Genomic DNA, 24,027 nt, shown 5'->3' with positions numbered 1-24,027 from the left:
AGGGATGGGCGGCGCGCGCTTCTGCAGTTTAGATGCGGTAAAGTTCTGAGCGCCGGCCATGTCCACCACTGGGGATTGGCACGGACATCTGCCGACCATGGCGCTAGAATTCACACGCAAAAATAGCAAATCTTCATTGCGTAAAATTGGCCAAATCCTGTGCGAGGATCAGCGGTGTGGGGTATAATGGCGCTGACAATGAAGTATTAATTAAGTAACAAGAAATATCATTGGTGGATATCGGAATAAAGATTGTTTACTACACCATAAAGTCTTTCAGTTTTTTGCATCTGCTAAATATGATAATTTCTGCCGACTGACCGGCGCGATGACGCTGGGGCGCGAGGGCGGCGGTGCCGGCCGATTTGTTTGGCTTGAACGAAAGAGACTTGGCGGGCGGCAAGTCAAGGCCAAGAGTGCCGGCCGGTGGCCCCGAGGGCTGGTGGGTGGCGCCCCAATACGTATGACCGCGGTCGCTGCGACCGTTTGTCCCGTTCGGCCCCCCTGCGGGAGTGCGTGAGGCGACAGGTGCCGCCGAGACGCAAGGAAATACCCCCTCGCTACTTGATGAGGGCGATGACCTCGCGGAAGCGGGGATGTGCCGCACTCTCCAACCATTCGAACACGGCCATTTCGGTGGTGATGATCTCCGTCCCCTCTGCTGCCAGGCGGCGCAGGCCGGCGGCCTTGTTCTCCACCGTGCGCGAGCCCACGGCGTCCTCCACAACGCACACCCGGTGACCGCGCTCCAGCAGTCCCAGCGCCGTCTGCAGCACGCAGACGTGCGCCTCGCACCCCGTCAGCACCACCGCGTGGCCCGGGGGCAGGCGCTCCAGGAAGCCGGGCGCCGGCGTGGCGTCGAAGGTCATCTTGGCGATCACCCTCGACGCGTCGGGCGCCAACTCCGGCACGGTGGCGCCCAGGCCACGCGGGTTCTGCTCGGTGAACAGGGCGGGAATGTCCAGCAGGCTGGCGGCGGCCAGCAGGCGCCGGGTGTTGGCCACCACGCCGCCGCCTCCCTGGATGGCCGGCATCAGCCGGCCCTGCAGATCGACGACGGCGAGCGTGCTGCGGCGGGGATCAAGACGGGGCACGGCTAGGCTTTTCGGCTGGGGCGGAGGGCGTGAAACCTACTATGCGAGGGGGCGCACGGGTCGGCAACAGTGGCGGTTCGCCTGGGGTGGGCGCCAACGGCTAGGTCGAAAGTAAGGGTGCGCGCCTTCAGGTGGCTTTGGTAGCGGTATCAGACATGCGGATTGATTTGATGCCGCCAACGCGTATGATCGCGCCGGGCCGCTATGATCATATAAATGCGGCCAGGGTTGATGGGATGGGGCTGGCACGACCGGCGCCCTGAATAAGAGATACGGGCTTGGGAGGGCCTGCCGATGATGCGCGTTTCCACCATGACGAAGGCTGGCCGTTCCCTGCTGATGGCGGCCACCATTCTGGCCGGCCTGGCCCCCATCGCGCATGTCTCGGGGGCGCGAGCGGCCGACGGGCACAGCACGGAAATGCCGCGCCTGGTGCGCGAGGATGGGCGCTATGCCCTGATGGTCGATGGTGCGCCCTACCTGGTGCTGGGTGCCCAGGCCAACAATTCCAGCAACTGGCCCTCGGCGCTGCCGCAGGTCTGGCCGGCGGTGGAGCAGGTGCAGGCCAACACGCTGTTCATGCCCATCGCCTGGCAGCAGATCGAGGCGACGGAAGGCAAGTTCGACTTCAGCTTCGTCGACACCCTGCTGGCCCAAGCGCGTGAGCACAAGAAGCACCTGGTGCTGCTGTGGTTCGGCACCTGGAAGAACAACGGCCCGTCCTATGCCCCGGACTGGGTGAAGCTGGATAACGATCGCTTTCCCCGCGTCGTGGGATCCAAGGGCGTCATGCGCGGTTCCCTCTCGCCGCTGGCGCCCGCCACGCTGGACGCCGACAGGAAGGCCTTTGTCGCCTTCATGCGCCACTTGAAGCAGGTGGACGGCCAGCAGCACACCGTGCTGATGGTGCAGGTGGAGAATGAGACGGGCACCTACGGCGCCGTCCGCGACTTCACCCCCATGGCGCAGAAGGTGTTCGAGGGAAAGGTGCCCGACGACCTGGTGAAGGCGCTGAAGAAGCAGCCGGGCACCTGGAAGGATGTGTTCGGCAAGGACGCGGATGAGTTCTTCCACGCCTATTACATCGCCCGCTTCGTCGACCAGGTGGCGGCGGCCGGCAAGGCCGAATACCCCATCCCCATGTATGTGAACGCGGCCCTGCGCGACCCGTTCAAGGACCAGGACCCCTACAGCTATTCCAGCGGCGGTCCAACCTGGAACGTGCTGGACATCTGGAAGGCGGCGGCCCCCAGCATCGACCTGATCGGCCCGGACATCTACGACCGGGGCTATGATTTCTACACCAAGACGCTGGAGCAGTATAAGCGGCCGGACAACGCCCTGCTCGTGGCCGAGACCGGCAACGACAGCGTCTATGCCCGCTATATCTTCGCCACCTTGGGCCACCAGGGTATCGGCTTCGCACCTTTCGGCATCGATTATACCGGTTATGTGAATTACCCGCTGGGGACCGCCAAGATCGACGCGGAGGCGCTGGAGCCCTTCACCATGAACTTCAAGCTGCTGGGCTCCATGAACCGCGAACTGGCGGCCCTCAGTCTCAAGGGCAAGGTCTGGGGTGCCTCGGAACCGACGGCCGAGCACAGCAACACGCTGGATCTGGGGCCGTACAAGGCCACCATCAGCTATGGCCTGCCGCAGTTCGGCGACGCCAAGCCCGCCGGCAACGAGAAGCCCAGCGGCGGCGTCGTCATCGCCGAGATGGCGCCCAACGAGTACCTGGTGGCCGGATACCACGCCCGCGTCGACTTCGCCCAGGCCACCAAGGCCGGCAAGAACGGCTTCATGATGGCCAGCGTGGAAGAGGGGCACTTCGAGAACGGCAAGTGGGTGTTCGAGCGCCTGTGGAACGGTGACCAGACCGACTACGGCCTGAACTTCACCTCGGCCCCCCAAATTCTCAAGGTGCGGTTCGCCACCTACTGATCCCGCTTGATCCGGCCTCGCCCCTGGGCCGGGCCGGATCCCGCCTTTCCGATCCTTCTCCCACGGAGAATCGCCATGAACGTTCGTTCCTGGGCCTTGGCGTCCGCCGCCTTGGTGCCCGCGCTGCTGCTCGCCTCCTGCGAGACGACCAAGTCCCCGTCCACCGACGCCGCCAAGGCGGCGCCGTCGCCGTCCTTCCAGCAAACAGCCGATGGCGTGGTGGTCACGGTCACGGGCGCCGCCGTCAAGAAGGTGCGGCTGCAGGTCATCAACGACCGCATCGTCCACGTCACCGCCGTGCCGGGGGACAGCCTGAATCTGCCCGCCAGCCTGATGGCGGTGGCCAAGCCCGCCGCCGGCGGTTTCCAGGTGGCGGCGCACGGCGGCCAGGTGATCCTGACCACGCCGCAGTTGCGGGCCGAGGTCAGTGTCGCCAGCGGCGCCGTCAACGTGTTCGACGCCAAGGGCCAGCCCCTGCTGACGGCGGTGGACGGCGGCAGCTTCGCGCCCGCCACCCTGCCCACGGGCGAGGCCGGCTTCTTCCAGGTGCGCCAGCAGTTCAACCGCGGCACGGACGAGGGCTTCTATGGCCTGGGCCAGCACCAGAACGCCCAGATGAACTACAACGGCGAGGACGTCGAACTCGCCCAGCACAACATGGACATCGGCATCCCCTTCGTGGTGTCGACGCGCAATTACGGCGTGCTGTGGGACAACAACGGGATCACCCGCTTCGGCGACGCCCGCGAATACCCGCTGATGTCCAAGGAACTGAAGCTCTATGACGCCGACGGCAAGGAGGGCGGCCTGACCGCCCGTTATTACCAGGACGGCAAGCTGAAGCTGACCCGCGTCGAAGGCGACATCAATTACCAGTACATCAAGGATCTGGCCGCCTGGCCGGAAGAGGTCGGTGGCAGCCGGGTCAACGCCAAGCAGCGCGCGACCAAGGACAAGTCCGTGGTATGGGAGGGCAAGATCGAGTCCCCGGTGGACGGCGTCCACCGCTTTCAGGTCTATGCCAGCGGCTATTTCAAGGTGACGCTGGACGGCAAGGTCGTCATGGACCGCTGGCGCCAGGATTGGAACCCCTGGTACCACAATTTCGACCTGCCCATGGTGGCGGGCCAGGCCCAGACGCTGAAGGTGGAATGGGTGCCGGAAGGGGGCTTCATCTCCCTGATGCACCAGAATCCGTTGGCGGATGGCGAGCGGCATGAGCTGTCGCTGACCTCGGATGTCGCCCGCGCCATCGACTATTACGTCGTGGCGGGCAGGGACATGGACGACGTTATCGCCGGATACCGCCAGCTGACGGGCAAGGCGGTGATGATGCCGCGCTGGGCCTACGGCCTGTGGCAGAGCCGCCAGCGCTACAAGACGGCGGACGAGTTGACCGGCACGGTGGCGGAGTTCCGCAAGCGCAAGCTGCCGCTGGATAACATCGTCGAGGATTGGTTCTACTGGCGCGAGGATGACTGGGGCAGCCACAAGTTCGACCCCACGCGCTTCCCCGACCCGCAGGGCCTGGTCGACACCCTGCACGCCCAGAACGCCCACTTCATGATTTCCGTGTGGCCCAAGTTCTACCCCACCACGGACAACTACAAGGAGCTGGACGCCAAGGGCCACATCTACCGCCGCAATGTCGAGGTGCATGAGCACGATTGGGTGGGCAAGGACGGCTATGAGAACGCCTTCTATGACCCCTATTCGGCGGAGGCGCGCCAGATCTATTGGCGCCAGATCAATGAGAAGCTGAACAAGCTGGGCATCGACGCCTGGTGGTTGGACGCCTCGGAACCCGACACCCACTCCAACCTCGACATTCCGGAGCGCATGCTGCGCATGGGCCCCACGGCGATGGGCCCGTCGGCGGCGTTCTTCAATTCCTATCCGCTGATGCACACCAAGGCGGTGTATGAGGGCAACCGCGCCGCAAACCCCGACAAGCGCGCCTTCATCCTCACCCGCTCGGGCTTCGCCGGACAGCAGCGCAACGCCGCCGCCAGCTGGAGCGGCGACGTCGCCTCGCGCTGGACCGACTTGCGCAACCAGATTTCGGCCGGCGTCAATTTCTCCCTGTCCGGCGTGCCTAACTGGACGACGGATATCGGCGGCTTCGCCCTGGAAAAGCGCTATTCGGCCAAGAATCCCAAGGCGTCCGACGTGGCGGAATGGCGGGAGCTGAACCTGCGCTGGTTCCAGTTCGGTGCCTTCTCCCCCCTGTTCCGCTCGCATGGGGAATTCCCGTACCGCGAAATCTATAACCTCGCGCCCAAGGGGTCGGAGGTCTACGACAGCCTGGTCTGGTATGACGAGCTGCGCTACCGCCTGATGCCCTACATCTACACCCTGGCGGCCGACACCTATCACCGCGACGGTACCATCATGCGTGGCCTGGTGATGGACTTCCCGGCCGACCGCCAGGTGTGGGACATCAACGACCAGTACCTGTTCGGCCATGCCTTCCTGGTGGCGCCGGTGACGGACTACAAGGCGCGCAGCCGGGCCGTCTACCTGCCCTCGGGCGCGCAGTGGTATGACTTCCAGACCGGCAAGCTCTATGACGGCGGCCAGCGCATCGCCGCCGACGCGCCCCTGAAGCGCATGCCGCTGTTCGTCCGCGCCGGGTCCATCGTGCCCACGGCGCCGGTGACCCAGTACACGGGACAGATGCCGGACGCGCCGCTGACCGTCGTCGTCTACACCGGCGCCGACGGTCATTTCGACCTCTATGAGGACGAGGGCACGACCTACGGTTACGAGCACGGCGCGTTCAGCCGCATCCCGCTGTCCTATGACCAGGCGGCAGGCGCGCTGACCATCGGCGCGCGCGCCGGCAGCTTCCCCGGCATGGTGCGGGACCGCGTGATCAACGTTCGCTTCGTCGGGCCCACATCCAATGGCGGGGATGGCGGGGCGGCACCGGCCGACTTCGCCGCCAAACCCGACCAGACGGTGCGGTATTCCGGCCAGGTCGTCACGGTGACGCGGCCCAAGGTTTGAAAACGCGATTACGGTCAAGTCCTTAAGCGGAAAGAGCCCCGCCGCCTCACAGATTTTACAAGGCGGCGGGGCCCTCCACCGACTCGCGGGCATACCCCGAGCCCAAGTTCCGGGCCCGCCAGACCTGTATTGACGCTGCTTTAACGTCGCCTACCCATGTAAAGGGCTTTCAAACATCCCGGCACGCCCGCGTCCTCGGCGGTTTTTACACAAGACCATCAGCAGGCGATTGCGCGAGTCCCAATGGTACTGCTATCACCGATGCAAACCGGCAGTGGATGCGCGGATCCGATAAGCGGAGCAGGAAGCGTATGGAAAAGCGGCGTGGGCGGAGTTCGCAGGGAGTCACCATTCGTGAGGTGGCGGCGCGCGCCGGTGTTTCCCCGATGACGGTGTCCCGCGTCATCAACAATGAGAACAACGTCACGCCGGCCACCTCCGCCGCGGTGATGGCCGCCATCCAGGAACTGAAGTACACGCCCAATCCGGCGGCGCGCCGCCTGGCCGGGTCTGAAACCTTCCGCATCGGCCTGTTGTACAGCAACCCCAGCGTCGCCTTCCTGAGCGAATTCCTGCTGGGCGCGCTCGACGAAAGCAGCAAGACCGGCCACCAACTGGTGGTGGAGAAGTGCGGCGCCACCGCCGCCACGGAAAAGGCGGCGCTGCAGAAGCTGCTGCAGAGCGGCGTCGACGGCGTCGTTCTGCCGCCGCCGCTGTGCGAGGCCAAGAGCATCCTGGCGGAAATCGCCAAGTCCGGCGTGGCCGCCGTGGCCGTGGCCGCCGGCCAGCCGGGGCCCGATGTCGCCACCGTGCGCATCGACAATTACAAGGCCGCCCACCGCATGACCCAGCACCTGCTGTCGTTGGGCCACCGCACCATCGGTTTCATCAAGGGTCACCCCAACCAGACCGTCAGCGACCAGCGCCTGCACGGCTTCCTGGATGCCCTCGGCGAGGCGGGGCTGGACCCCAAGGCGGCACCCGTTGAGCAGGGCTACTTCAACTACCGTTCCGGCTTGGCGGCGGCGGATAAGCTGCTGGCCCTGAAGGACCGGCCCACCGCCATCTTCGCCGCCAACGACGACATGGCCGCCGCCGTGCTGGCCACCGCCCACCGCTTGGGCCTGAACGTGCCGGTCGATCTGTCCATCGCCGGCTTCGACGACACGCTGATCGCGGGCACCATCTGGCCGGCCCTGACCACCGTGCGCCAGCCCATCGCCGCCATGGGCCGCGCCGCCGTCAGCATGCTGCTGGACGAGGTGAAGCGCCGCCGGGGCGGCGGCACCGGCGCCCCGGCGCAGCAGCTGCTGCGCCACACGCTGGTGGAGCGCGAGTCGACGGCGGCCCCCGCCTGAAAATAATTTCCGTCGACCGGGAATAAGCCGGGGCACCGGCCGGTCTTGCCCCCTGGAACCACCTTTTCCAGGGGAGCGGCGGCATGGCCCACCAACCTTCATTGCCTGCGGATGAGATCGACACGGGGCGCCGGCACGCCCTGAAGTGCATGGCCTGGGCTGGTACCGGCCTGGTGTGGAGCGTGGCGGGCGGCGTGCCGCTGACGGCTGGCCTGATTGGCGGCGGCGCCCAAGCGGCACCAGCCGCCACAAAGACCACGGCGCCGGTCAACCCCGGCCTGACCTTCGCCCAGATCAGCGACAGCCATGTCGGCTTCGACAAGCCGGCCAATCCCGACGCGCTGGCGACCTTGCGCGAGGCGGTGGCCGGGGTGCGCGGCCTGCCCACCAGGCCCGCCTTCGTCATCCACACCGGTGACATCAGCCACCTGTCGCGCGATGAGCAGTTCGACGCCGCCGACCAGGCGCTGAAGGACCTGGGCGTGCCCGTCTTCTTCGTGCCCGGCGAGCATGACGTGCTGGACGATGGCATGGGCGCCGCCTATCTGGCGCGGTACGGCAAGGGGCCCAACGGCAAGGCGCTCGGTGCCGGCTGGTACAGTTTCGACCACGGCGGCGTGCACTTCGTGGCCCTGGTCAATGTCGTGAACCTGAAGGGCGGCGGCCTGGGCAACCTGGGGGAGGATCAATTGGCCTGGCTGGCCGACGACCTGCGCGCCCTGTCGGCCAGCACGCCCGTGGTGGTCTTCGCCCACATCCCACTATGGACGGTCTACCCGGAATGGGGCTGGGGCACCGACGACGGCGCCCGGGCGCTGAGCCTGCTGGCCCGCTTCGGCAGCGTCACGGTGCTGAACGGCCATATCCACCAAATCCTGCAGAAGGTGGAGGGCAACGTGGCCTTCCATACCGCCCGGTCCACAGCCTTCCCCCAGCCATCGCCGGGCAGCGCCCCGTCGCCGGGGCCCATGAAGCTGCCGGCGGACAAGCTGCGGGGCGCCTTGGGCGTCACCACCGTCACCTACCGCCAGAAGGCCGGCCCCCTGGCCGTCGTCGACGCCACCCTCGGTTAAGCGAGAAAACCCATGCGTTCCTTTATTCATGCCGCGCGCATCGCGGCCGTGCTGTTCTGCGCCTTGACGGGGCTGGCCCAGGCTGAAACCGTCGAGATCCGCATCGACAACTTCACCTTCAGCCCGGCGGAGGTGCACGTGGCGCCGGGCACCACCATCGTGTGGGTCAACGCCGACGACATCCCCCATGCCGTGGCCGCCAACGACAAATCCTTCCGGTCCAAGGTGCTGGACACGGAGGAGAAGTACAGCCGCACCGTGGCGGGGCCGGGGACGATCGATTACTTTTGTTCCCTGCACCCGCACATGACCGGCCGCATCATCGTTGACGCGGGCGGGTCCCAGGGGAGTGGGACATCAGGGCCGGCGGGGCATTAGGAGGCGGGCGCCTTGAGGGGTGACGAGACGGCGGAGAAGACCCGCCGCTTCCAGGACCAGGTGCTGATCCACCTCGACGCCGCCTATGGCCTGGCGCGATACATGACGCGCGACCCGGTGGCGGCCGAGGATATCGTCCAGGACGCCTTCCTGCGCGCCCACCGCGCCTTCGACGGCTTTCGCGGCGGCGACGCCCGGGCTTGGCTGCTGACCATCGTGCGCAACAATGTCCGCAGCTGGGCCGCCGCCCGCCGTGACCGGGCCGAGCAGGCGCTGGAGTCGCTGCCGGGGCAGGGGGCCGAGATCGCCGACGCCACGGCGCCGACGCCAGAGGCCTGGCTGGCGGCGCAGGAGGATGCGGCGGACCTGCGCGCCTTGATCGAGGGGTTGCCGCCCGCCTTTCGTGAAACCCTGCTGCTGCGGGAGATGGAAGAGATGTCCTATCGCGACATCGCCGCCGTGACGGGCGCCCCGGTGGGGACCGTCATGTCGCGGCTGGCTCGCGCGCGCGACCTGCTGGCCGCCGCCTGGCGGCGCCGAGAGGCTGGAGAGACGAGATGACGGCATGCCCGGACAAGGCGGAGATGCTGCACGGCCTGCTGGACAATGAACTGGACGCCGCCCACGCTCGCGAGCTGGAAGCGCACATCGCCATTTGCCCCGCATGCGCCGAGGCGTTGGCGGAGCTGCGGGCCCTGCGCGCGCTGCTGGCGGACCCCGCCCTGCGGCCCAAGGCCCCGGCGGCCCTGCGCGCCCGCATCCTGGCGGACATCGGCGCCGTCGAACGGCTGCATCCTGTCGGCACGCCTCATGGCCGGCCCTGGTCGCGGCAACTGCGCCGCTGGGGCGGGGCGGGGATGGGTGTCGCCATCGCCGCCAGCCTGCTGCTGATGGTGGGCCCATTCGGGGGCGACGCGGCGCTGGAGCGGGAATTGGTGGCGGGGCATGTCCGCTCCCTCCAGGCGCAGCACCTACTGGACGTGCCGACCAGCGACCACCACACGGTGAAGCCCTGGTTCGCGGGCAAGCTGGACTATTCCCCGCCCGTGCCGGAACTGGCGGCGGCGGGCTTCCCCTTGCAGGGCGGGCGGCTGGACTATCTGGCCGGCCGGCCGGTGGCGGCCCTGGTCTATCGCCACGGCGCCCATATCCTTAACCTCTATGTCTGGCCCGGTGACGGCCCCCGCCAGCCGGACTTCGAGGCGCGCGACGGCTACACCCTGATGCGGTGGCGGGACGGCGGCATGGCCTATTGGGCGGTGAGCGACGTGGGGGCGGAGGAGATGCACGCTTTCGCCACAGCCCTGGCCGGGGCGGTCGCGGCCCAGAATCCCGGCAAGCCCTGAGGCCAAACCTTAGCGCGAAACCTTCGTGCGTCCCGCGTCGAAATCCAGACTGGTATGGTAACGTCGCCTTGACAGCGCTTCTCCCTGGCCTCTAATGTTAGCGTTAACAAGGGCCGCCTGGCGATAACGCACCTTGGGAGGAGTTCAAGAGATGGGGTACCCGGTCGACACGCCGGTGCAGACTACGCACGACAGCATTTTTCCCGAGGACAGCGCGGACGCCGTTCTGCTGGGCCGCATCGACGCGGGTGAGGGGCCGACGCCCATCCTGATCCGCAACGGCGAGATTTTTGACCTGTCGGGCGTCGCCCCGACCGTCTCCGAATTGATGAACCGCCTGGAGCCCGGCCAGATCCCCGAGGGCAAGTCCATCGGCCGCGTGGCCGATTGGGACCTGAACCCCACCTGGAAGGGCGGCCAAACCGTGTCCCAGGGGGGCGCCAAGCTGCTGACCCCCATCGACCTGCAGTGCATCAAGGCCGCCGGCGTTACCTTCGCCGTGTCCGCCCTGGAGCGCGTGATCGAGGAGCGGGCGCGCGGCGATGCCGGCAAGGCCCTGGAAATTCGCCAGGCCCTGTCGTCCCGCGTCGGCACCGACCTGCGCCTGGTGAAGCCGGGTTCAGAGAACGCCGCCCGCTTGAAAGAGGCGCTGATCGCCGACGGCCTGTGGTCGCAGTACCTGGAAGTGGCCATCGGCCCCGACGCCGAGGTGTTCACCAAGGGCCCGACCCTGTCCGCCATGGGCTGGGGCGTGGAGATCGGCGTGCGCGCCGACAGCCACTGGAACAATCCGGAGCCCGAGGTGGTGATCCTGTGCGACGGCCAGGGCCGCGCGCGCGGCGCCACGCTGGGCAACGACGTGAACCTGCGCGACTTCGAAGGCCGCAGCGCCCTGCTGCTGTCCAAGGCCAAGGACAACAACGCGTCCTGCGCCATCGGCCCCTTCGTCCGCCTGTTCGACGACACCTTCACCATGGACCACGTCCGTGAGGCCGTGGTGCACCTGAACGTGACCGGCGAGGACGGCTTCGTCCTGGACGGCAAGAGCACCATGTCCGAGATCAGCCGCGATCCCCTGGACTTGGTCGGGCAGACCCTGAACAAGAACCACCAGTATCCCGACGGCTTCGCGCTGTTCCTGGGGACGCTGTTCGCGCCGGTCGAGGATCGCGACGCGCCGGGCCGTGGCTTCACCCACAAGACCGGTGACATCGTCAGCGTCTCCAGCCCGCGCCTGGGCACCCTGGTCAACAAGGTGGTGCCCTGCCATGAGGCGGCCCCCTGGACCTTCGGCCTGACCGAGCTGATGCGCAACCTGGCACGCCGCGGGCTGCTGAACGGGTGATGCCCCTGGCGTCACCCACCCAAATCCGCTCTTTTGGGCAAACCCTTTCCTTTTGGGCCTGAATACATCATGACGCACGCCATCTATCCCAGCCTGCGGGGCAAGCGGGTCATTGTCACCGGTGGCGGCTCCGGCATCGGCGCCGCCATCACCGAGGCGTTCGTCCGTCAGGGCGCCCAGGTTTCCTTCCTGGACATCGCGGAAGCCGACAGCCGCGCCCTGGAGCAGTCGCTGGCCGAGGGTGCCGCGCATGCGCCCAAGTTCTATAAGTGCGACCTGACCAACCTGGATCAGCTGAAGGCGACGCTGGCGGAAATCCAGAACGCCGGCCCGGTCGACGTGCTGGTGAACAACGCCGCCAACGACGATCGCCACACGATCGAGCAGATCACGCCGGAATACTGGGACAACCGCATGGCGGTGAACCTGCGGCACATGTTCTTCGCCAGCCAGGCGGTGGTAGGGGGCATGAAGCAGCAGCGCAGCGGCGCCATCATCAACTTCGGCTCCATCTCCTGGCACGTCGCCTTGCCGGAACTGCTGATGTACCAGACCGCCAAGGCCGGTATCGAAGGCATGACCCGCTCGCTGGCCCGCGACCTGGGAGAGTTCAACATCCGCGTCACTTGCGTGGTGCCGGGTGGCGTGCGGACGGAGCGCCAGATGCGCCTGTGGCACAACCCGGAGGAAGAGGCCCGCATCCTGTCGCAGCAGTGCATCAAGGAACGTGTGGACCCGCCGCACGTCGCCGCCATGGTGCTGTTCCTGGCGTCGGACGACGGCCGCATGTGCACCAGCCACGAATACTTCGTCGACGCCGGCTGGCGCTAAGGGGTTGCCGGTGACTGTGGAACCGCGCTGCATCTGGGCCTTGGGCGCCACCTTGGGGGAGGGACCCGTGTGGTCCCCCCGTGACCGGGCCCTGTGGTTCGTGGACATCAAGAAGCGGCACATTCACCGCTTCCGCCCGGCCGATGGGGACACCCGCAGTTTCGACGCGCCGGACCAGCCGGGCTTCGCCCTGCCGCGCGCCGGGGGGGGCTGATCGTGGGCCTGCCGGGCAAGCTGGCCCGTTTCGATACCGAAACGGGTGTGTTCGAGCCCCTGGTGCCATTGGAATGGGATCGCGCGGGCAACCGCCTGAACGACGGCTTCGTCGACGCCCAGGGCCGGCTGTGGTTCGGTTCCATGGATGACGCGGAAGAGGGAGCGACCGGCGCCCTCTATTCCTGGACCGGGGCGCTGAAGCGCCACGTGGACGGCATCGTCATCACCAACGGGCCCTGCACCAGCCCGGACGGTCGCACCTTCTACCACACCGACACCCTGGGCAAGACCATCACAGCCTATGACCTGTCGCCGGATGGCGCGCTCAGCGGCGGGCGTCTGTTGATCACCATCGAAGACGGGGCCGGCTGGCCGGACGGAACGGTGGTGGATGCGGAGGGTTGCCTGTGGGTGGGCCTGTTCGGTGGCTGGGCCGCCCGGCGCTACTCCCCGGCGGGGGAATTGCTGCAGGTGGTGCGTTTCCCTTGCGCCAACATCACCAAGCTTGCCTTCGGCGGGGATGATCGCTTGGATCTCTACGCCACCACCGCCGCCAAGGGCCTGGGCGACGAAGATCGCGCCGCCCAGCCGCTGGCCGGCGGATTGTTCCACTTCAGGGCCACCGTGCCGGGCCTGCCCCCGGCGGAGATCGCGTATGGTTGACCGTCCTTCAGTGCGATTCCGCTCCCGCGATTGGTTTGACGCGCCGGACCGGATCGACATGACCGCGCTCTATCTTGAGCGCTTCATGAACTACGGCATCACGCCGCAGGAACTGCGCTCCGGCAAGCCCATCATCGGCATCGCCCAGACCGGCAGCGACATCTCCCCCTGCAATCGTATTCACCTGGATTTGGCCAAGCGCGTCCGCGACGGTATTCGCGACGCCGGCGGCATTCCCATGGAATTCCCGGTCCACCCCATCTTTGAGAACTGCCGTCGTCCGACGGCGGCCATGGACCGGAATCTCGCTTACATGGGCCTGGTGGAGATCCTGTACGGCTATCCCATCGACGCCGTGGTGCTGACCACCGGCTGCGATAAGACCACGCCCGCCGGCATCATGGCCGCCAGCACCGTCGACATCCCGGCCATCGTCCTTTCCGGCGGCCCCATGCTGGACGGCTGGCACGAGGGCGACCTGGTGGGGTCCGGCACCGTCATCTGGCGCAGCCGCCGCAAGCTGGCGGCCGGCCTGATCGATGAGGAGGAGTTCCTGGACGCGGCGGCCTCCTCGGCACCGTCCGCCGGCCATTGCAACACCATGGGCACGGCCAGCACCATGAACGCCGTGGCCGAAGGCCTGGGCCTGTCGCTCACCGGCTGTTCCGCCATTCCGGCACCCTACCGTGAGCGCGGGCAGATGGCGTACGAGACGGGGCGCCGCATCGTCGACATGGCGTACGAGGATCTGCGTCCGTCCAAGATCCTGTCGCGCGAAAGCTTCCTGAACGCCATCAAGCTGGTGGGCGCGCTCGGCGGTTCCAGCAACGCGCAGCCGCACATCAACGCCATGGCCCGCCACGCCGGCGTGGAACTGACGGCCGACGACTGGCGCATCCACGGCTATGACGTGCCTCTGCTGGTCAACATGCAGCCGGCCGGCAAGTACCTGGGCGAACGCTTCCACCGCGCCGGCGGCGTGCCCGCCGTGATGTGGGAGCTGCGGCAGGCGGGCAAGCTGTTCGACAAGGCGATGTCGGTCACCGGCCGCCCCATCGGCGAGAACCTGGAAGGCCGGGAGAGTCCGGACCGGGAGATGATCACGCCCTACAGCCAGCCGCTGAAGGAACGCGCGGGCTTCCTGGTGCTGAAGGGCAACCTGTTCGACTTCGCCATCATGAAGACCAGCGTGATCTCGGAAGAGTTCCGCCAGCGCTATCTGAGCGAGCCGGGCCGCGAGGGCGTCTATGAGGGCCGGGCCATCGTCTTCGACGGGCCGGATGATTATCACGAGCGCATCAACGATCCGGCGCTCAACATCGACGAACGCTGCATCCTGGTGGTACGCGGCGCCGGCCCGTTGGGCTTCCCCGGCTCGGCCGAGGTGGTGAACATGCAGCCGCCCGACGCGCTGTTGAAGGCCGGCATCACCAGCCTGCCCACCATCGGCGACGGCCGGCAATCCGGCACCTCGGACAGTCCGTCCATCCTGAACGCCTCGCCGGAGAGTGCCGTGGGCGGCGGGCTGGCGTGGCTGCGCACCGGCGACACCATCCGCATCGACCTGAACCAGGGCACTTGCGACATGCTGGTGGACGATGCCGAGATCCAGAAGCGCAAGGCCGATGGCATTCCGGCCACCCCGCCCAGCTACACGCCGTGGCAGGAGATGTACCGCCAGACCGTGGGTCAGCTGGACAGCGGCGGTTGCATGGAGCCGGCCCTGAAGTACCGGGGCGTCGTGGCCCACCCGCCGCGGCATAACCATTGATGGGGCCCGACGCCATTTCCTGGATGTGAGGACGGTGGCGCCTGGGATGATTTGAGGTACAAGGGGCGTCCCCGTTCCCATGTGGACCATCCGCATGGAAGTGCGGGCGCCTCGCTTTAGGACAAGCGGCGGGCCGTCGTGGCCCGCCTGGGGAGGAATGAATGGGCAGCAAGCAAGGCGTTCTGTCGCTGACGACAGGCCTGACACTGATCGCCACCTTGGGCGGTCTGTTGTTCGGGTATGACACCGCCGTCATTTCCGGCGCGATGGCCAGCATCGACATCAATTTCATCAAGCCGTTGAACCTCACGGAAACGGCGCATGACAGCCTGAAGGGCCTGACCATTTCCAGCGCGCTGGCTGGTTGCGTCGTCGGCGGCCTGGTCGCCGGCAAGATGGCCGACCGTTTCGGCCGCAAGCCGACGCTGATCTTCGCCGCCCTGATGTTCCTCATCTGCTCCCTGGGCTCCGCCTGGCCGGAATTTGGCCTGGGCACCATCGGCCAGATGGGGCCGGACGCGCTGACGCCCTTCAACATCTACCGCATCATCGGCGGTGTCGGCGTGGGCATCGCCTCGCTGGTTTCCCCGCTGTACATCGCGGAAATCGCGCCGGCCGAATCCCGCGGTCGCCTCATCTCCTTCAACCAGATCGCCATCGTGGGCGGTATGGTGGGCGTGTACTTCGTGAACTGGGCCATCGCCGGCCTGGGCGACGAGACCTGGCTGCACAGCACCGGCTGGCGCTACATGTTCGCGTCGGAGGGCATTCCGTCGCTGCTGTTCGCCCTGCTGCTGCTGCTGGCGCCTGATACGCCGCGCTACCTGGTCATGCAGCGCCGCGACAATGAAGCCCTGGCCGTGCTGAAGCGCCTGGGCGGTGCCACCGATCCCAAGGTGACTCTGGTCGAGATCGAGGAAAGCCTGGTGGTAACCAACGAGCGCCTATTCGCCTTCGGTGGTCTAGTGGTGTTTGTCGGCATCCTGCTGTCGGTCTTCCAGCAGTTCGTGGGCATCAACGCCGTGCTCTACTATGCCCCACAAATGTTCCAGAACATGGGCATGGATACCAACGCCTCCCTTTGGCAGACGGTCATCGTCGGCATCGCCAATGTCGCCTTCACCCTGGTCGCCACCGTCTCGGTGGATCGCCTGGGACGGAAGCCGTTGCTGATCGCGGGCGGCTTGGTCATGACCGTTTCCATGCTGGCGCTGGGCACGATCTTCGCCACAGGCCAGGCGGGTCTCGCGGCGCTGGCCGCGATGCTGGTCTATATCGCCGGTTTCGCCTTCTCGTGGGGCCCGGTAGTCTGGATCCTGCTGGCAGAGATGTTCCCGAACGCCATCAAGGGCAAGGCTCTGGGCATCGCGGTCGCGGCGCAGTGGATCGCCAACCTGGTGGTCACCTGGTCCTTTAATGTCATGGACGGCAATTCGGTGCTGAACGCCCATTTCCATCACGGCTTTGCCTACTGGATCTATGGCGTGTTCAGCCTGCTGTCCGCCCTGTTCGTGTGGCGCTTCGTACCGGAAACCAAGGGCCGCAGCCTGGAAGCCATTCAGGAGCTGTGGACCCACAAGCCGCTGCATGCCGCCGTACAACAGGTGAAGGCCGCGCGGTCATGATCCGATCCTTCGGGACGACCAAGGACGGTGCGCCGGTCCGGGCGGTGACGCTCGGGCCGGCGGACGGCCTCCAGGCGGAGGTGCTGACCTTCGGCGGCATCCTGCGGCAGCTGTCGGTGCCCGGCCCCAAGGGCCGGCGCAACCTCGTCCTGGGTCTGCCGGACGTGGCCGCCTACGAGAACGATCCGGCCTACCTGGGTTGTCTGGTGGGCCGCTACGGCAACCGCATCGCCAACGCCCGCTACACCTATGAAGGCCGGACGGTGGAGCTGGTGCCCAACGAGGGCGTCAACCAGTTGCACGGCGGCCCCGGCGCCTATGGCCGTAAGGTCTGGCGTCTGCAGGACTTCCAGGGCGGCCCGGACTCCCGGCTGGTGCTGGGCCTGACCTCCCCCGATGGGGAGAACGGCTTCCCCGGTACCCTGGAGGTGACGGCGGAAATCACCATCAGCGGCGGTGACCTGACCCTGCGCTTCACCGCCATCGGTGACGCTGACACACCGGTCAGCCTGACCTGGCATCCCTATTTCAACCTGGCGGGCGACCCGCAGGTGGCGGCGGACCGGCAGATGCTGCGCCTGCGGTCCCAGCATTTCCTGCCCGTGGGCCCCGGCCTGATTCCCACCGGCGCGTTGGAGCCGGTGGCCGGCACGGCCTTCGACTTCCGCCGGCCGCGCCTGGCGACGCCGCGCCACAACCATCCCCAGATCTTCCAGGCCGGCGGCTACGACCATTGCTTCGTCCTGGACCGGGAAGACACCTGGGACGAGGCGGCGGACTGGGCCGCCACGCTGTCCTCGCCCGACAGCGGCGTCAGCCTGCGCCTGCACACCGACCAACCGTCGGTGCAGTTCTACGGCGGCCAAGGGCTGGCGTCCCAATACCCGGACCTGGGCACGGGTGTTTGCCTGGAGCCCCAGGCCTTCCCCGATGCGCCCAACCAGCCGTCCTTCCCCGACACCATGCTGAAGGCGGGTGACCGCTACAGCCGGATGATGCGGTTCAGCCTCAGCTGGTGACGTGCTTACAGCGTGTATTGACAAGGGGTGTCCATCCAGGCGTCATCGCCCGCGATGGACACCCTTTTTCTTTGCGCTGCCGCCGCCGTGGCCGTCTTCGCCGCCACCAACATCGACGACCTTTTCATCCTGGTGGCGTTGTTCGCCGGGGGGCGATGGCGTGCCCGCGACATCGCGGCGGGACAGTTCCTGGGCATCGCCGTCCTGGTGGCCGCCGGATTGACCGGGGCCCTGGCCGCCCTGGTGGTGAACCCGACCTGGCTGGGATTCCTGGGGCTGGCGCCCATCCTGCTGGGGGTACGCCTGTTGTGGCCGGGCGGCGGTGAGGGGGATGACGACATGCCCCCCGCCCGGGGTGGCGCTTTGGCCGTCGCCGCCGTCACGGTGGCCGGGGGCGGGGACAATATCGGTGTCTACGTGCCGCTGTTCGCCGCGCAGGACGCCAGCCAGATTGTCGTGACCGTGGCCGTGTTCGCCGTTCTGACGGGCGCCTGGGTGGCCTTGGCCCATTGGCTTGCCACGCACCCGGCAGCGGGGCCGCCCGTGCGGCGCTGGGGCGGCCGCTTGCTGCCCTGGGTGTTGATCGCCGTCGGCGGCTGGGTGATCGCCGATGCCGGAACATTCGCGCTGGTCCGGTCCTGGCTGGGCTGAGGTGTCGGCTTCTCCGCACCAGGCGATGCGGCGTCCGACTTACGGGGAAGGGCCCAGGCGGGCCAAATTGGCGGCCGCCTTGTCATAGCCGGGATTGAGGCGCAGGGCGGTGCGCCAGGCATCCGCCGCTTCCGCGCGCCGCCCCAGGGCCAGCAGCACCGCCCCCAGGCTGTTCCACGCCTCGAAGAAGCCAGGCTCCGCCGTCAACGCCTGGCGCAGCGGCGGTTCGGCCTCCGCCGGCCGGCCAGCCTGATGCAACAGCAGGCCCAGCAGGTGCAGGGTGTCGCCCCGCGCCTGGGCGTCCGCCGGCCCGTCCGCCAGCAGGCGGCGGTAGGCGGCCTCCGCCTCGTCCAGTCTGCCGGCCTGGTGCAGGGCCAGCGCGTCGGCCAAGGTTGGGGCCGGGGCCGGTGGCGATGCCAGGGCCATCAGCGCGTGGACCATGCGCTGAATGACGTCGGCCAGGGTCTCCTCCTCCCTGGGCGCGGGGAAGATGCGCATGGCGGGGTACCAGGGGCGGACCTTGGTGCCGAGCCCGCTCCAATCCTGGCTGGGCGTGGAAATACGCCAGGTGGGGACGCCCAGGCCGGCGGCGATCTCCCCCACCGAGGTGGGAGCGGTGAGCACCAGGTCAAGCGTGGAGATAAGGGCGGCGGCGCCCTCCAGGTCATCGCGCTGGTCCAGGTCCGGCCAGTCGGCGATGTCCAGGCCCCGGGTCCGCGCCTGGGGTATCTCGGCGGTGGCGATGTCGCGGTTGTACTGCAGACTGACCAGGCGGATGCCGGGCACTTGGGCCAGGGGCAGCCAATCGGCCAGGGTGGTGTAGCTGATGGCGCGCTCCGCCGTCAGCAGGCCGCTGGTCCAGCATAGCCCCACCTTCAGTCCCGGCCCCAGCGCCGCCACCCGCCGCGCCCACAGGGCGGCGTGGTCGGGATCGGGCTTCAGGAAGGGACGGGCGCCCCGGAAGCTGGCCAAGGTGGGACGGCAATAGCGCGCCAGGCTGCCGGTGGGCAGTTGCGTCGTGGCCGTGGCGGTGCGCGGATCGGCCGAGGTGTCGCGGGAACCGCTGCGGGCCACCGTCGCCGGGCGGCCCACCACCGTGACGGGGGCGAACGACCGGGTGAACAGCGGCACCAGCCGCTCGTCGCATTCCAGCAGGATGTCGGTCCCGGCGGCGCGTACGGCGTCGGTCAGGCCGGCGGCCAGGTCGGGCATCTGGCTGGCGAACAGGATTTCATCGCCCAGGCCTTGCTCACCCCAGAGCAGCAGCCGGCGGCCCATCAGGCTGTCGCCTTGCCACACCGGCACGGGGAAGGAACGGCGAACGGAGGGGAAGTGACTGACCTTCCACCGGCTTTCATGCAGGGCCCAGGCCTCCGCGCCCGGCCCTTGCAGCAGCAGCAGCCGGGCCAGGTTATAGCGGGCATCGTGGGCCAGCTGTTCGCTTGTCCCAGGCTGGGCCAGCAGGCGGCGTAATTCCTCCACCGCCACCGCCTGCTGCTCCAGCGCCTTGTGGGCCAGCGCCAGGTTCATGCGGGCGCCGCCGTTGGCGGGATCAAGGGTGACCGCCTGGCGCAGGGCCGCACGTGCCGCATGCATGGCTTGGCTGTCGAACAGCATCTTGCCCAGGTTGGCGTAGGCGCCGGCGAAGGTGGGGTCCAGGGCGATGGCGCGACGCCAGTGGGCCTCCGCCACCAGGGGCTGGCCACTGTGGCTGGCCACCAGGGCCAGCCCGTTCTCCGCATCGGCGGCGAGGTCGGCCGGCAGGCCGGGCAGGGCGGCCAGATGGGCGTAGGCGGCGCCAGCTTCCTTCATACGGCCCGCCTGGCGCCGCCGCTCCGCCACGTTGGCCCAGGCGGGGCCGTGCGTCGGCAGCAGGGCCGCCGCCCGCTCGGCGGCGGCCAGCGCGTCATCCGCTTGGCCCAGGGTGGCCGTGGCCATGCTCAAGGCCAGCCAGCCGGCGCCATCCCGTGGCCAGCGGGCCACCACCTCCCGGTACAGGGTGGCCGCGTCCGCCATGCGGCCAGCGGCCAGGGCGGCCTGCGCCCGGCCCAGCAGGGGCGTGTTCATGCCTGGCCGTCCCGCTTGCGCAGCAGAACGCGCAGCGTGGCCAGGAAACGTTCCGCCGCCACGTCGGCCGGCCAGGGCTCCCAAGGGATGCCGCCGTATTCCTGGTGCAGCGGATCGTCGTCCAGGGGCTGATAGGGGATTTTCAGGGTGCGGCGGATTTCGTCCCGCGACCAGCCGACCACGTGCAGCGCCTCGCTGGCGGCGGCGACGCGATCGGCCCGCTTGTGGTTTTTCTTGGTGGTCAGGTTCCAGGCCGGGATCTGGTACCGCAGGGTGATCGCCCCCTCCAGCCGCGCGGCCAGCGCCTTGTATTCCGGTCCCAGGAAGGGCTTCAGCGGCGAAATGGCATCGAAGCCCAGCAGGCCCTCATCGGCGTCGTGCAGCAGTTCCCGCAATTCCGCCGCCGGGCTCAGCGGCCTTTCGGCCTGGGCGCGCGACAGGGCCAGCACGGTCAGGGAATGCTGCGCCACCGACAGGGGCAGAGGCCATCGGGAATGCCCGCCCCAGCGGTAGGTGCGGGCCAGGCCCATGGCCAGGTCCTCGTCGTCCCAGTCCAGGGGCGTGGGCGCCAGCAGGTTCAGATGGCGCCGAGACGGCAATCTGACCCAGGCCCGTGCCTCACCGCTCATGCCTGCCGCCTCCCTTCGCCGCGTTCCTGTTACAGATAGCGCGTCGAACGGGGTCAGGGCTAGGTCCGGATCAGGTCGCGCGTGGCGGCGGGGGTGGCGCCGCCGGGAAAGACGGCCTTGTCCAGGGCGCCGGCGCCCAGGCCAAGATGGTCGCGCAGGATGCCCTTCATCACGGCGCGCAGATCCTGTGTGGGTGCCAGGTCGCGGCCCTGGTACAGGCGACCGTCGGCCAGGCCGGGCCAGTCGGCCAGCACGCGCCCGCCCTGCACGGCGCCCCCCGCCAGGAAGGCGGCCGTGGCCGTGCCGTGGTCGGTGCCGCCGGTGCCGTTGGGCCGGGCGGTCCGCCCGAACTCCGTCACCACCGCCACCACCGTCTGCCGCCAGGCGGGGCCCAGGCTGGCGCGCAAGGCCACCAGCACCTTGGTCAGGTTGCCCAGCGCCCCAGTCAGCCGGCCAGCGGTCGTGCCCTGCTGCGCATGGGTGTCCCAGCCCTGCAGGTCCATGACGGCGACGCGCGGGCCGTTCGCGTCGGCCAGCAGGCGGCCCGTTGCGGTGCCCAGCTCCGCCGGGTCCAGGCGCGCGGCCTTGGGCTTGGTGGCGCCGTCCATCATGGCGCCGTCCATGGCGCCATCGGCGTCGGTGTTCAGGGCATGGTCGGCCATGCTGGCCGAGTCCAGGCCGGCCTTCAGGGCGTTCGCCAGCAGCGGATCGTTGGCGTACAGCGCCGCCACCCGGTCCAGGAAATCCCCGTCCGCCTCCTTCAAGGGCGATGGCGACCACGAGGCGATCGGGGCGGCCCCGCGCAGCACCAGGGGCACGCCCTGGCCAACGGCCAGGCCCAGGCGCCGCCCGCCGGTGTCGCCACCCAGCTGCGCAAGGGCGCGGTTCAGCCAGCCGCTGGCCACGCCGTGCGGCGTCACCGTTCCGTTCTCCAGCAAATCCTGGGCGTCGAAATGGCTGCGGTCGCGGTAGGGGGTGGCGACGGCATGGGCCACCAGCAGCTGGCCTTCCTTGTACCAGGGGTGGATGTCGGCCAGGGCTGGGTTCAGGCCAAAGAAACCGTCCAAATCCAGCACGCCGCCCTGGGTGTTGGGATCCGGCAGGGCCAGACGGCCGCGCAGGGTCGCATAGTCGCGGTCGGCATAGGGGGCGACGGCCGCCAGGCCGTCCATGCCGCCGCGCAGCACGATCAGGACGAAGCGCTGCTCGCCCACCGTGCGGGCGAAGCTCACCTGCGGCAGCAGCGACAACGCCGCGGCGCCACCCAGGCCGGCCAGCAGGTGGCGGCGGTTCAGGGGAAGAAAGGCGGTCATGACGGGCACTCCTTCAGCGCCGCTGGAATTCGGGGGCGGAGATCAGCAGGGCCAGGCCTTCGGCGGCGCTGGGCGCGCGGGCCACGGCCTGGCGGGTGGCGTCACCCGCGAACGGGCCCAGCGCCTGCTCCGCGATCTGGCGGGGGTCGATGCGGTCGCCCAGCTTTTCCCCCACGGTCAGGGCCCAGTCGACACGCTGCACCATGGCCTCCGGTCCCACCCAGTCGGCGGCCTGGTCCGGCCAGCCGGCGGGCGAGGGGGCGGCGAAGGGCATCTGTCCCAGCAAGGCCAGGGAGCGCAGGGCGGGCTCGGCGCGCGGCGCCTTCACGTCGGTGTCGCCCTCGTCCACCGCCGGGTGGATATCCGCGCCCAGGGCGCGCCCGGTGGAGACCACCAATTCGGTCGGTGTCTTCACCTTGCGGGCCTCGGGCGCCCAGGCGGCATCCTGGCGTAGCAGGGTGCGGGTGACTTCACCCAGATGGCCGTCGCTGTCGTGGTAGCATTTCTCCAGCGCCGCCACGACGGCCGGCGGCGGATCGTCGGCGATGAAATGCCGGGCCAGCTTGATGGCGACATGGCGGGCCGTGGCGGGGTGGCGGGCCAGCCGTTGCAGGGCCAGCAGGCCCTCGCCCATGCCATCCTCGCTGTAGCGTTGGCCAAGCAGGATTTTGTCGCCCGGTTCGTGCAGGTTGGGGCGGAACAGGAAAGTGCCGGTATCGCGGTCCCGCTCCGCCGCGACGCTCCAGCCCGTCAGGATGCGGGCCAGCTCGCGCACGTCGGCCTGGCTGTAGCCCCCGTCAACGCCCAGGGTGTGCAGCTCCAGCAATTCGCGGCCCAGGTTTTCGTTCAGGCCGCGCTGGCGCCGAATGCCCGCCATGCTTTCCGGCCCGGCGGATACGGCATTGTCCAGATAGGCGAGCATGACCGGGTGGCGGGTCACGGCCAGCAACATATCGGCGAACCGGCCGGTGACGTGCGGGCGGATGGCCTCGTTCTCATAGGGAACCACGGCGGCGGCGACGATGGGCCGGCTGATGGAGACGGTGAAATGGTTGGACCAGAAGTGCACCAGCCGTTCGCGCAGGGGCGTGTCGGTGGCGATGGCCGCTCGGGTCCGCCGCGCGGCGTCGTCGCGATAGGCGGCGCGCAACGCCTCGCGCAGGGGTTTGCGCGCCTCCTCGTCCTTTTCCTTGCGGGCGGCGTAGGTCGCCGCCAACCGGGTGGCACTGTCCTCCACCCCACGCAGGTCGGGCGGCAAGCCCGGGTCCCGCGCCAGCTGCGCATCCAGCCAGCCACGGGGATCGGATTGGGCCGCCGCGATGTCGCCGGGGCGGGCGCCCAGGCCGAATCGATTGGTGGCGATGGCCGCTTGCAGGGTCATGCGGATGTCCTCGAACAGGCCGATTCCCGGATCGGCGTCCCGGTGTTTCCGCGCCGGGGGCTTCAGGGGGCCGTCCGGCGCCAGGGGAAACATCCCGTCTCGCCCCTGGTACGACCGGTGCCGCCCAGACCCTGCAGTGCCTGCGATGACCGATGGCGGGCTCGCCGGCGTCGTCAGGCCTTTCATCCCCGCGCCTGGGGTGTCAGCATCGGGGAAGGCAACGCGGGGGCACGCATGGCTTTGGGGCGAGGCCGGCATCGGCAGCGGGGGCTGGGGGGCCTTCTCGCCATGGCGGGCATGGTTTTCGGATT

At 68.4% G+C, this 24,027-nt stretch carries 18 protein-coding genes and 1 pseudogene; 14 read left to right on the top strand and 5 right to left on the bottom strand.

The window, feature by feature from the left end; genetic code table 11:
* Nucleotides 1–560: 560 nt before the first annotated feature.
* Nucleotides 561–1,094 (bottom strand): isochorismatase family protein, encoded by a 534-nt coding sequence (locus UAJ10_RS26115; protein WP_322918252.1) that lies wholly within the window; start codon nucleotides 1,092–1,094, stop codon nucleotides 561–563.
* A gap of 294 nt (nucleotides 1,095–1,388) precedes the next feature.
* Here UAJ10_RS26115 and UAJ10_RS26110 point away from each other — a divergent pair, with 294 nt between their 5' ends.
* The 14 genes and pseudogenes from UAJ10_RS26110 (at nucleotide 1,389) to UAJ10_RS26040 (ending at nucleotide 18,326) form a co-directional block, all read left to right on the top strand.
* Entirely contained in the window at nucleotides 1,389–3,041 is a 1,653-nt protein-coding gene (locus tag UAJ10_RS26110; protein ID WP_322918251.1) for a GH35 family beta-galactosidase, read from the top strand.
* 75 nt (nucleotides 3,042–3,116) lie between these two features.
* Complete coding sequence (locus UAJ10_RS26105) at nucleotides 3,117–6,050, top strand: glycoside hydrolase family 31 protein (RefSeq protein ID WP_322918249.1); 2,934 nt, start codon at nucleotides 3,117–3,119, stop codon at nucleotides 6,048–6,050.
* A gap of 278 nt (nucleotides 6,051–6,328) precedes the next feature.
* Entirely contained in the window at nucleotides 6,329–7,408 is a 1,080-nt protein-coding gene (locus UAJ10_RS26100; protein WP_322918248.1) for a LacI family DNA-binding transcriptional regulator, read from the top strand.
* An 83-nt stretch (nucleotides 7,409–7,491) separates the two neighbouring features.
* Nucleotides 7,492–8,481, top strand: coding sequence for a metallophosphoesterase family protein (locus UAJ10_RS26095; protein WP_322918247.1), 990 nt, complete (start codon nucleotides 7,492–7,494; stop codon nucleotides 8,479–8,481).
* 12 nt (nucleotides 8,482–8,493) lie between these two features.
* On the top strand, nucleotides 8,494–8,859 hold the full coding sequence (locus UAJ10_RS26090) for a cupredoxin domain-containing protein (protein ID WP_322918246.1): 366 nt from the start codon (nucleotides 8,494–8,496) through the stop codon (nucleotides 8,857–8,859).
* Nucleotides 8,860–8,871: 12 nt separating this feature from the next.
* Nucleotides 8,872–9,420: a sigma-70 family RNA polymerase sigma factor gene (locus UAJ10_RS26085; protein ID WP_322918245.1), complete on the top strand. Its 549-nt coding sequence runs from the start codon at nucleotides 8,872–8,874 to the stop codon at nucleotides 9,418–9,420.
* Nucleotides 9,417–10,205 carry an anti-sigma factor family protein gene (locus tag UAJ10_RS26080; RefSeq protein ID WP_322918244.1) on the top strand — a complete coding sequence of 263 codons (789 nt, stop codon included), beginning with the start codon at nucleotides 9,417–9,419 and terminating at the stop codon, nucleotides 10,203–10,205. Before UAJ10_RS26085 ends, UAJ10_RS26080 begins: the two co-directional genes overlap by 4 nt.
* Nucleotides 10,206–10,356: 151 nt before the next feature.
* Nucleotides 10,357–11,550 (top strand): fumarylacetoacetate hydrolase family protein, encoded by a 1,194-nt coding sequence (locus UAJ10_RS26075; RefSeq protein ID WP_322918243.1) that lies wholly within the window; start codon nucleotides 10,357–10,359, stop codon nucleotides 11,548–11,550.
* Between the two features lie 69 nt (nucleotides 11,551–11,619).
* Nucleotides 11,620–12,381 (top strand): SDR family NAD(P)-dependent oxidoreductase, encoded by a 762-nt coding sequence (locus UAJ10_RS26070; protein WP_322918242.1) that lies wholly within the window; start codon nucleotides 11,620–11,622, stop codon nucleotides 12,379–12,381.
* Nucleotides 12,278–13,260, top strand: a pseudogene (locus UAJ10_RS26060) (SMP-30/gluconolactonase/LRE family protein). Before UAJ10_RS26070 ends, UAJ10_RS26060 begins: the two are co-directional and overlap by 104 nt.
* Nucleotides 13,253–15,031, top strand: a complete 1,779-nt coding sequence (locus UAJ10_RS26055) for an IlvD/Edd family dehydratase (RefSeq protein ID WP_322918239.1) — start codon at nucleotides 13,253–13,255, stop codon at nucleotides 15,029–15,031. Before UAJ10_RS26060 ends, UAJ10_RS26055 begins: the two are co-directional and overlap by 8 nt.
* A 161-nt stretch (nucleotides 15,032–15,192) precedes the next feature.
* Nucleotides 15,193–16,656, top strand: coding sequence for a D-xylose transporter XylE (gene xylE / locus UAJ10_RS26050; RefSeq protein ID WP_322918238.1), 1,464 nt, complete (start codon nucleotides 15,193–15,195; stop codon nucleotides 16,654–16,656).
* Complete coding sequence (locus UAJ10_RS26045; protein WP_322918237.1) at nucleotides 16,653–17,675, top strand: aldose epimerase family protein; 1,023 nt, start codon at nucleotides 16,653–16,655, stop codon at nucleotides 17,673–17,675. The genes xylE and UAJ10_RS26045 overlap by 4 nt, the downstream gene beginning before the upstream one ends.
* A 54-nt stretch (nucleotides 17,676–17,729) precedes the next feature.
* Nucleotides 17,730–18,326, top strand: coding sequence for a cadmium resistance transporter (locus tag UAJ10_RS26040; RefSeq protein WP_322918236.1), 597 nt, complete (start codon nucleotides 17,730–17,732; stop codon nucleotides 18,324–18,326).
* Nucleotides 18,327–18,365: 39 nt separating this feature from the next.
* On the opposite strand, the gene UAJ10_RS26035 is transcribed toward UAJ10_RS26040, so the two are convergent.
* Genes UAJ10_RS26035 through UAJ10_RS26020 form a run of 4 tightly spaced genes read right to left on the bottom strand, consistent with a single transcriptional unit; the run spans nucleotide 18,366 to nucleotide 23,809 of the window.
* The gene (locus tag UAJ10_RS26035) at nucleotides 18,366–20,393 is read right to left on the bottom strand and encodes a tetratricopeptide repeat protein (RefSeq protein ID WP_322918234.1); all 2,028 of its coding nucleotides are present in this window, start codon (nucleotides 20,391–20,393) and stop codon (nucleotides 18,366–18,368) included.
* Complete coding sequence (locus tag UAJ10_RS26030) at nucleotides 20,390–21,022, bottom strand: phosphohydrolase (protein WP_322918233.1); 633 nt, start codon at nucleotides 21,020–21,022, stop codon at nucleotides 20,390–20,392. The genes UAJ10_RS26035 and UAJ10_RS26030 overlap by 4 nt, the downstream gene beginning before the upstream one ends.
* A 59-nt stretch (nucleotides 21,023–21,081) precedes the next feature.
* Entirely contained in the window at nucleotides 21,082–22,335 is a 1,254-nt protein-coding gene (locus UAJ10_RS26025; protein WP_322918232.1) for a DUF1501 domain-containing protein, read from the bottom strand.
* A 13-nt stretch (nucleotides 22,336–22,348) separates the two neighbouring features.
* Nucleotides 22,349–23,809, bottom strand: a complete 1,461-nt coding sequence (locus UAJ10_RS26020) for a DUF1800 domain-containing protein (RefSeq protein ID WP_322918231.1) — start codon at nucleotides 23,807–23,809, stop codon at nucleotides 22,349–22,351.
* Nucleotides 23,810–24,027: the final 218 nt, after the last annotated feature.

Source organism: Nitrospirillum guaranorum, assembly GCF_034653275.1.
Lineage (GTDB): Bacteria > Pseudomonadota > Alphaproteobacteria > Azospirillales > Azospirillaceae > Nitrospirillum.
Note: the sequence above shows the minus strand (reverse complement) of the source record. Positions and strands in the feature narration are given on the sequence as shown.

Bases quoted from the DNA above. Each gene is read 5' to 3' on its own strand.
- UAJ10_RS26110 (WP_322918251.1), top strand. From the start codon at position 1,389: ATGATGCGCGTTTCCACCATGACGAAGGCTGGCCGTTCCCTGCTGATG.
- UAJ10_RS26105 (WP_322918249.1), top strand. From the start codon at position 3,117: ATGAACGTTCGTTCCTGGGCCTTGGCGTCCGCCGCCTTGGTGCCCGCG.
- UAJ10_RS26100 (WP_322918248.1), top strand. From the start codon at position 6,329: ATGCGCGGATCCGATAAGCGGAGCAGGAAGCGTATGGAAAAGCGGCGT.
- UAJ10_RS26095 (WP_322918247.1), top strand. From the start codon at position 7,492: ATGGCCCACCAACCTTCATTGCCTGCGGATGAGATCGACACGGGGCGC.
- UAJ10_RS26090 (WP_322918246.1), top strand. From the start codon at position 8,494: ATGCGTTCCTTTATTCATGCCGCGCGCATCGCGGCCGTGCTGTTCTGC.
- UAJ10_RS26080 (WP_322918244.1), top strand. From the start codon at position 9,417: ATGACGGCATGCCCGGACAAGGCGGAGATGCTGCACGGCCTGCTGGAC.
- UAJ10_RS26075 (WP_322918243.1), top strand. From the start codon at position 10,357: ATGGGGTACCCGGTCGACACGCCGGTGCAGACTACGCACGACAGCATT.
- UAJ10_RS26070 (WP_322918242.1), top strand. From the start codon at position 11,620: ATGACGCACGCCATCTATCCCAGCCTGCGGGGCAAGCGGGTCATTGTC.
- UAJ10_RS26055 (WP_322918239.1), top strand. From the start codon at position 13,253: ATGGTTGACCGTCCTTCAGTGCGATTCCGCTCCCGCGATTGGTTTGAC.
- xylE (WP_322918238.1), top strand. From the start codon at position 15,193: ATGGGCAGCAAGCAAGGCGTTCTGTCGCTGACGACAGGCCTGACACTG.
- UAJ10_RS26045 (WP_322918237.1), top strand. From the start codon at position 16,653: ATGATCCGATCCTTCGGGACGACCAAGGACGGTGCGCCGGTCCGGGCG.
- UAJ10_RS26040 (WP_322918236.1), top strand. From the start codon at position 17,730: ATGGACACCCTTTTTCTTTGCGCTGCCGCCGCCGTGGCCGTCTTCGCC.
- UAJ10_RS26035 (WP_322918234.1), bottom strand. From the start codon at position 20,393: ATGAACACGCCCCTGCTGGGCCGGGCGCAGGCCGCCCTGGCCGCTGGC.
- UAJ10_RS26030 (WP_322918233.1), bottom strand. From the start codon at position 21,022: ATGAGCGGTGAGGCACGGGCCTGGGTCAGATTGCCGTCTCGGCGCCAT.
- UAJ10_RS26025 (WP_322918232.1), bottom strand. From the start codon at position 22,335: ATGACCGCCTTTCTTCCCCTGAACCGCCGCCACCTGCTGGCCGGCCTG.
- UAJ10_RS26020 (WP_322918231.1), bottom strand. From the start codon at position 23,809: ATGTTTCCCCTGGCGCCGGACGGCCCCCTGAAGCCCCCGGCGCGGAAA.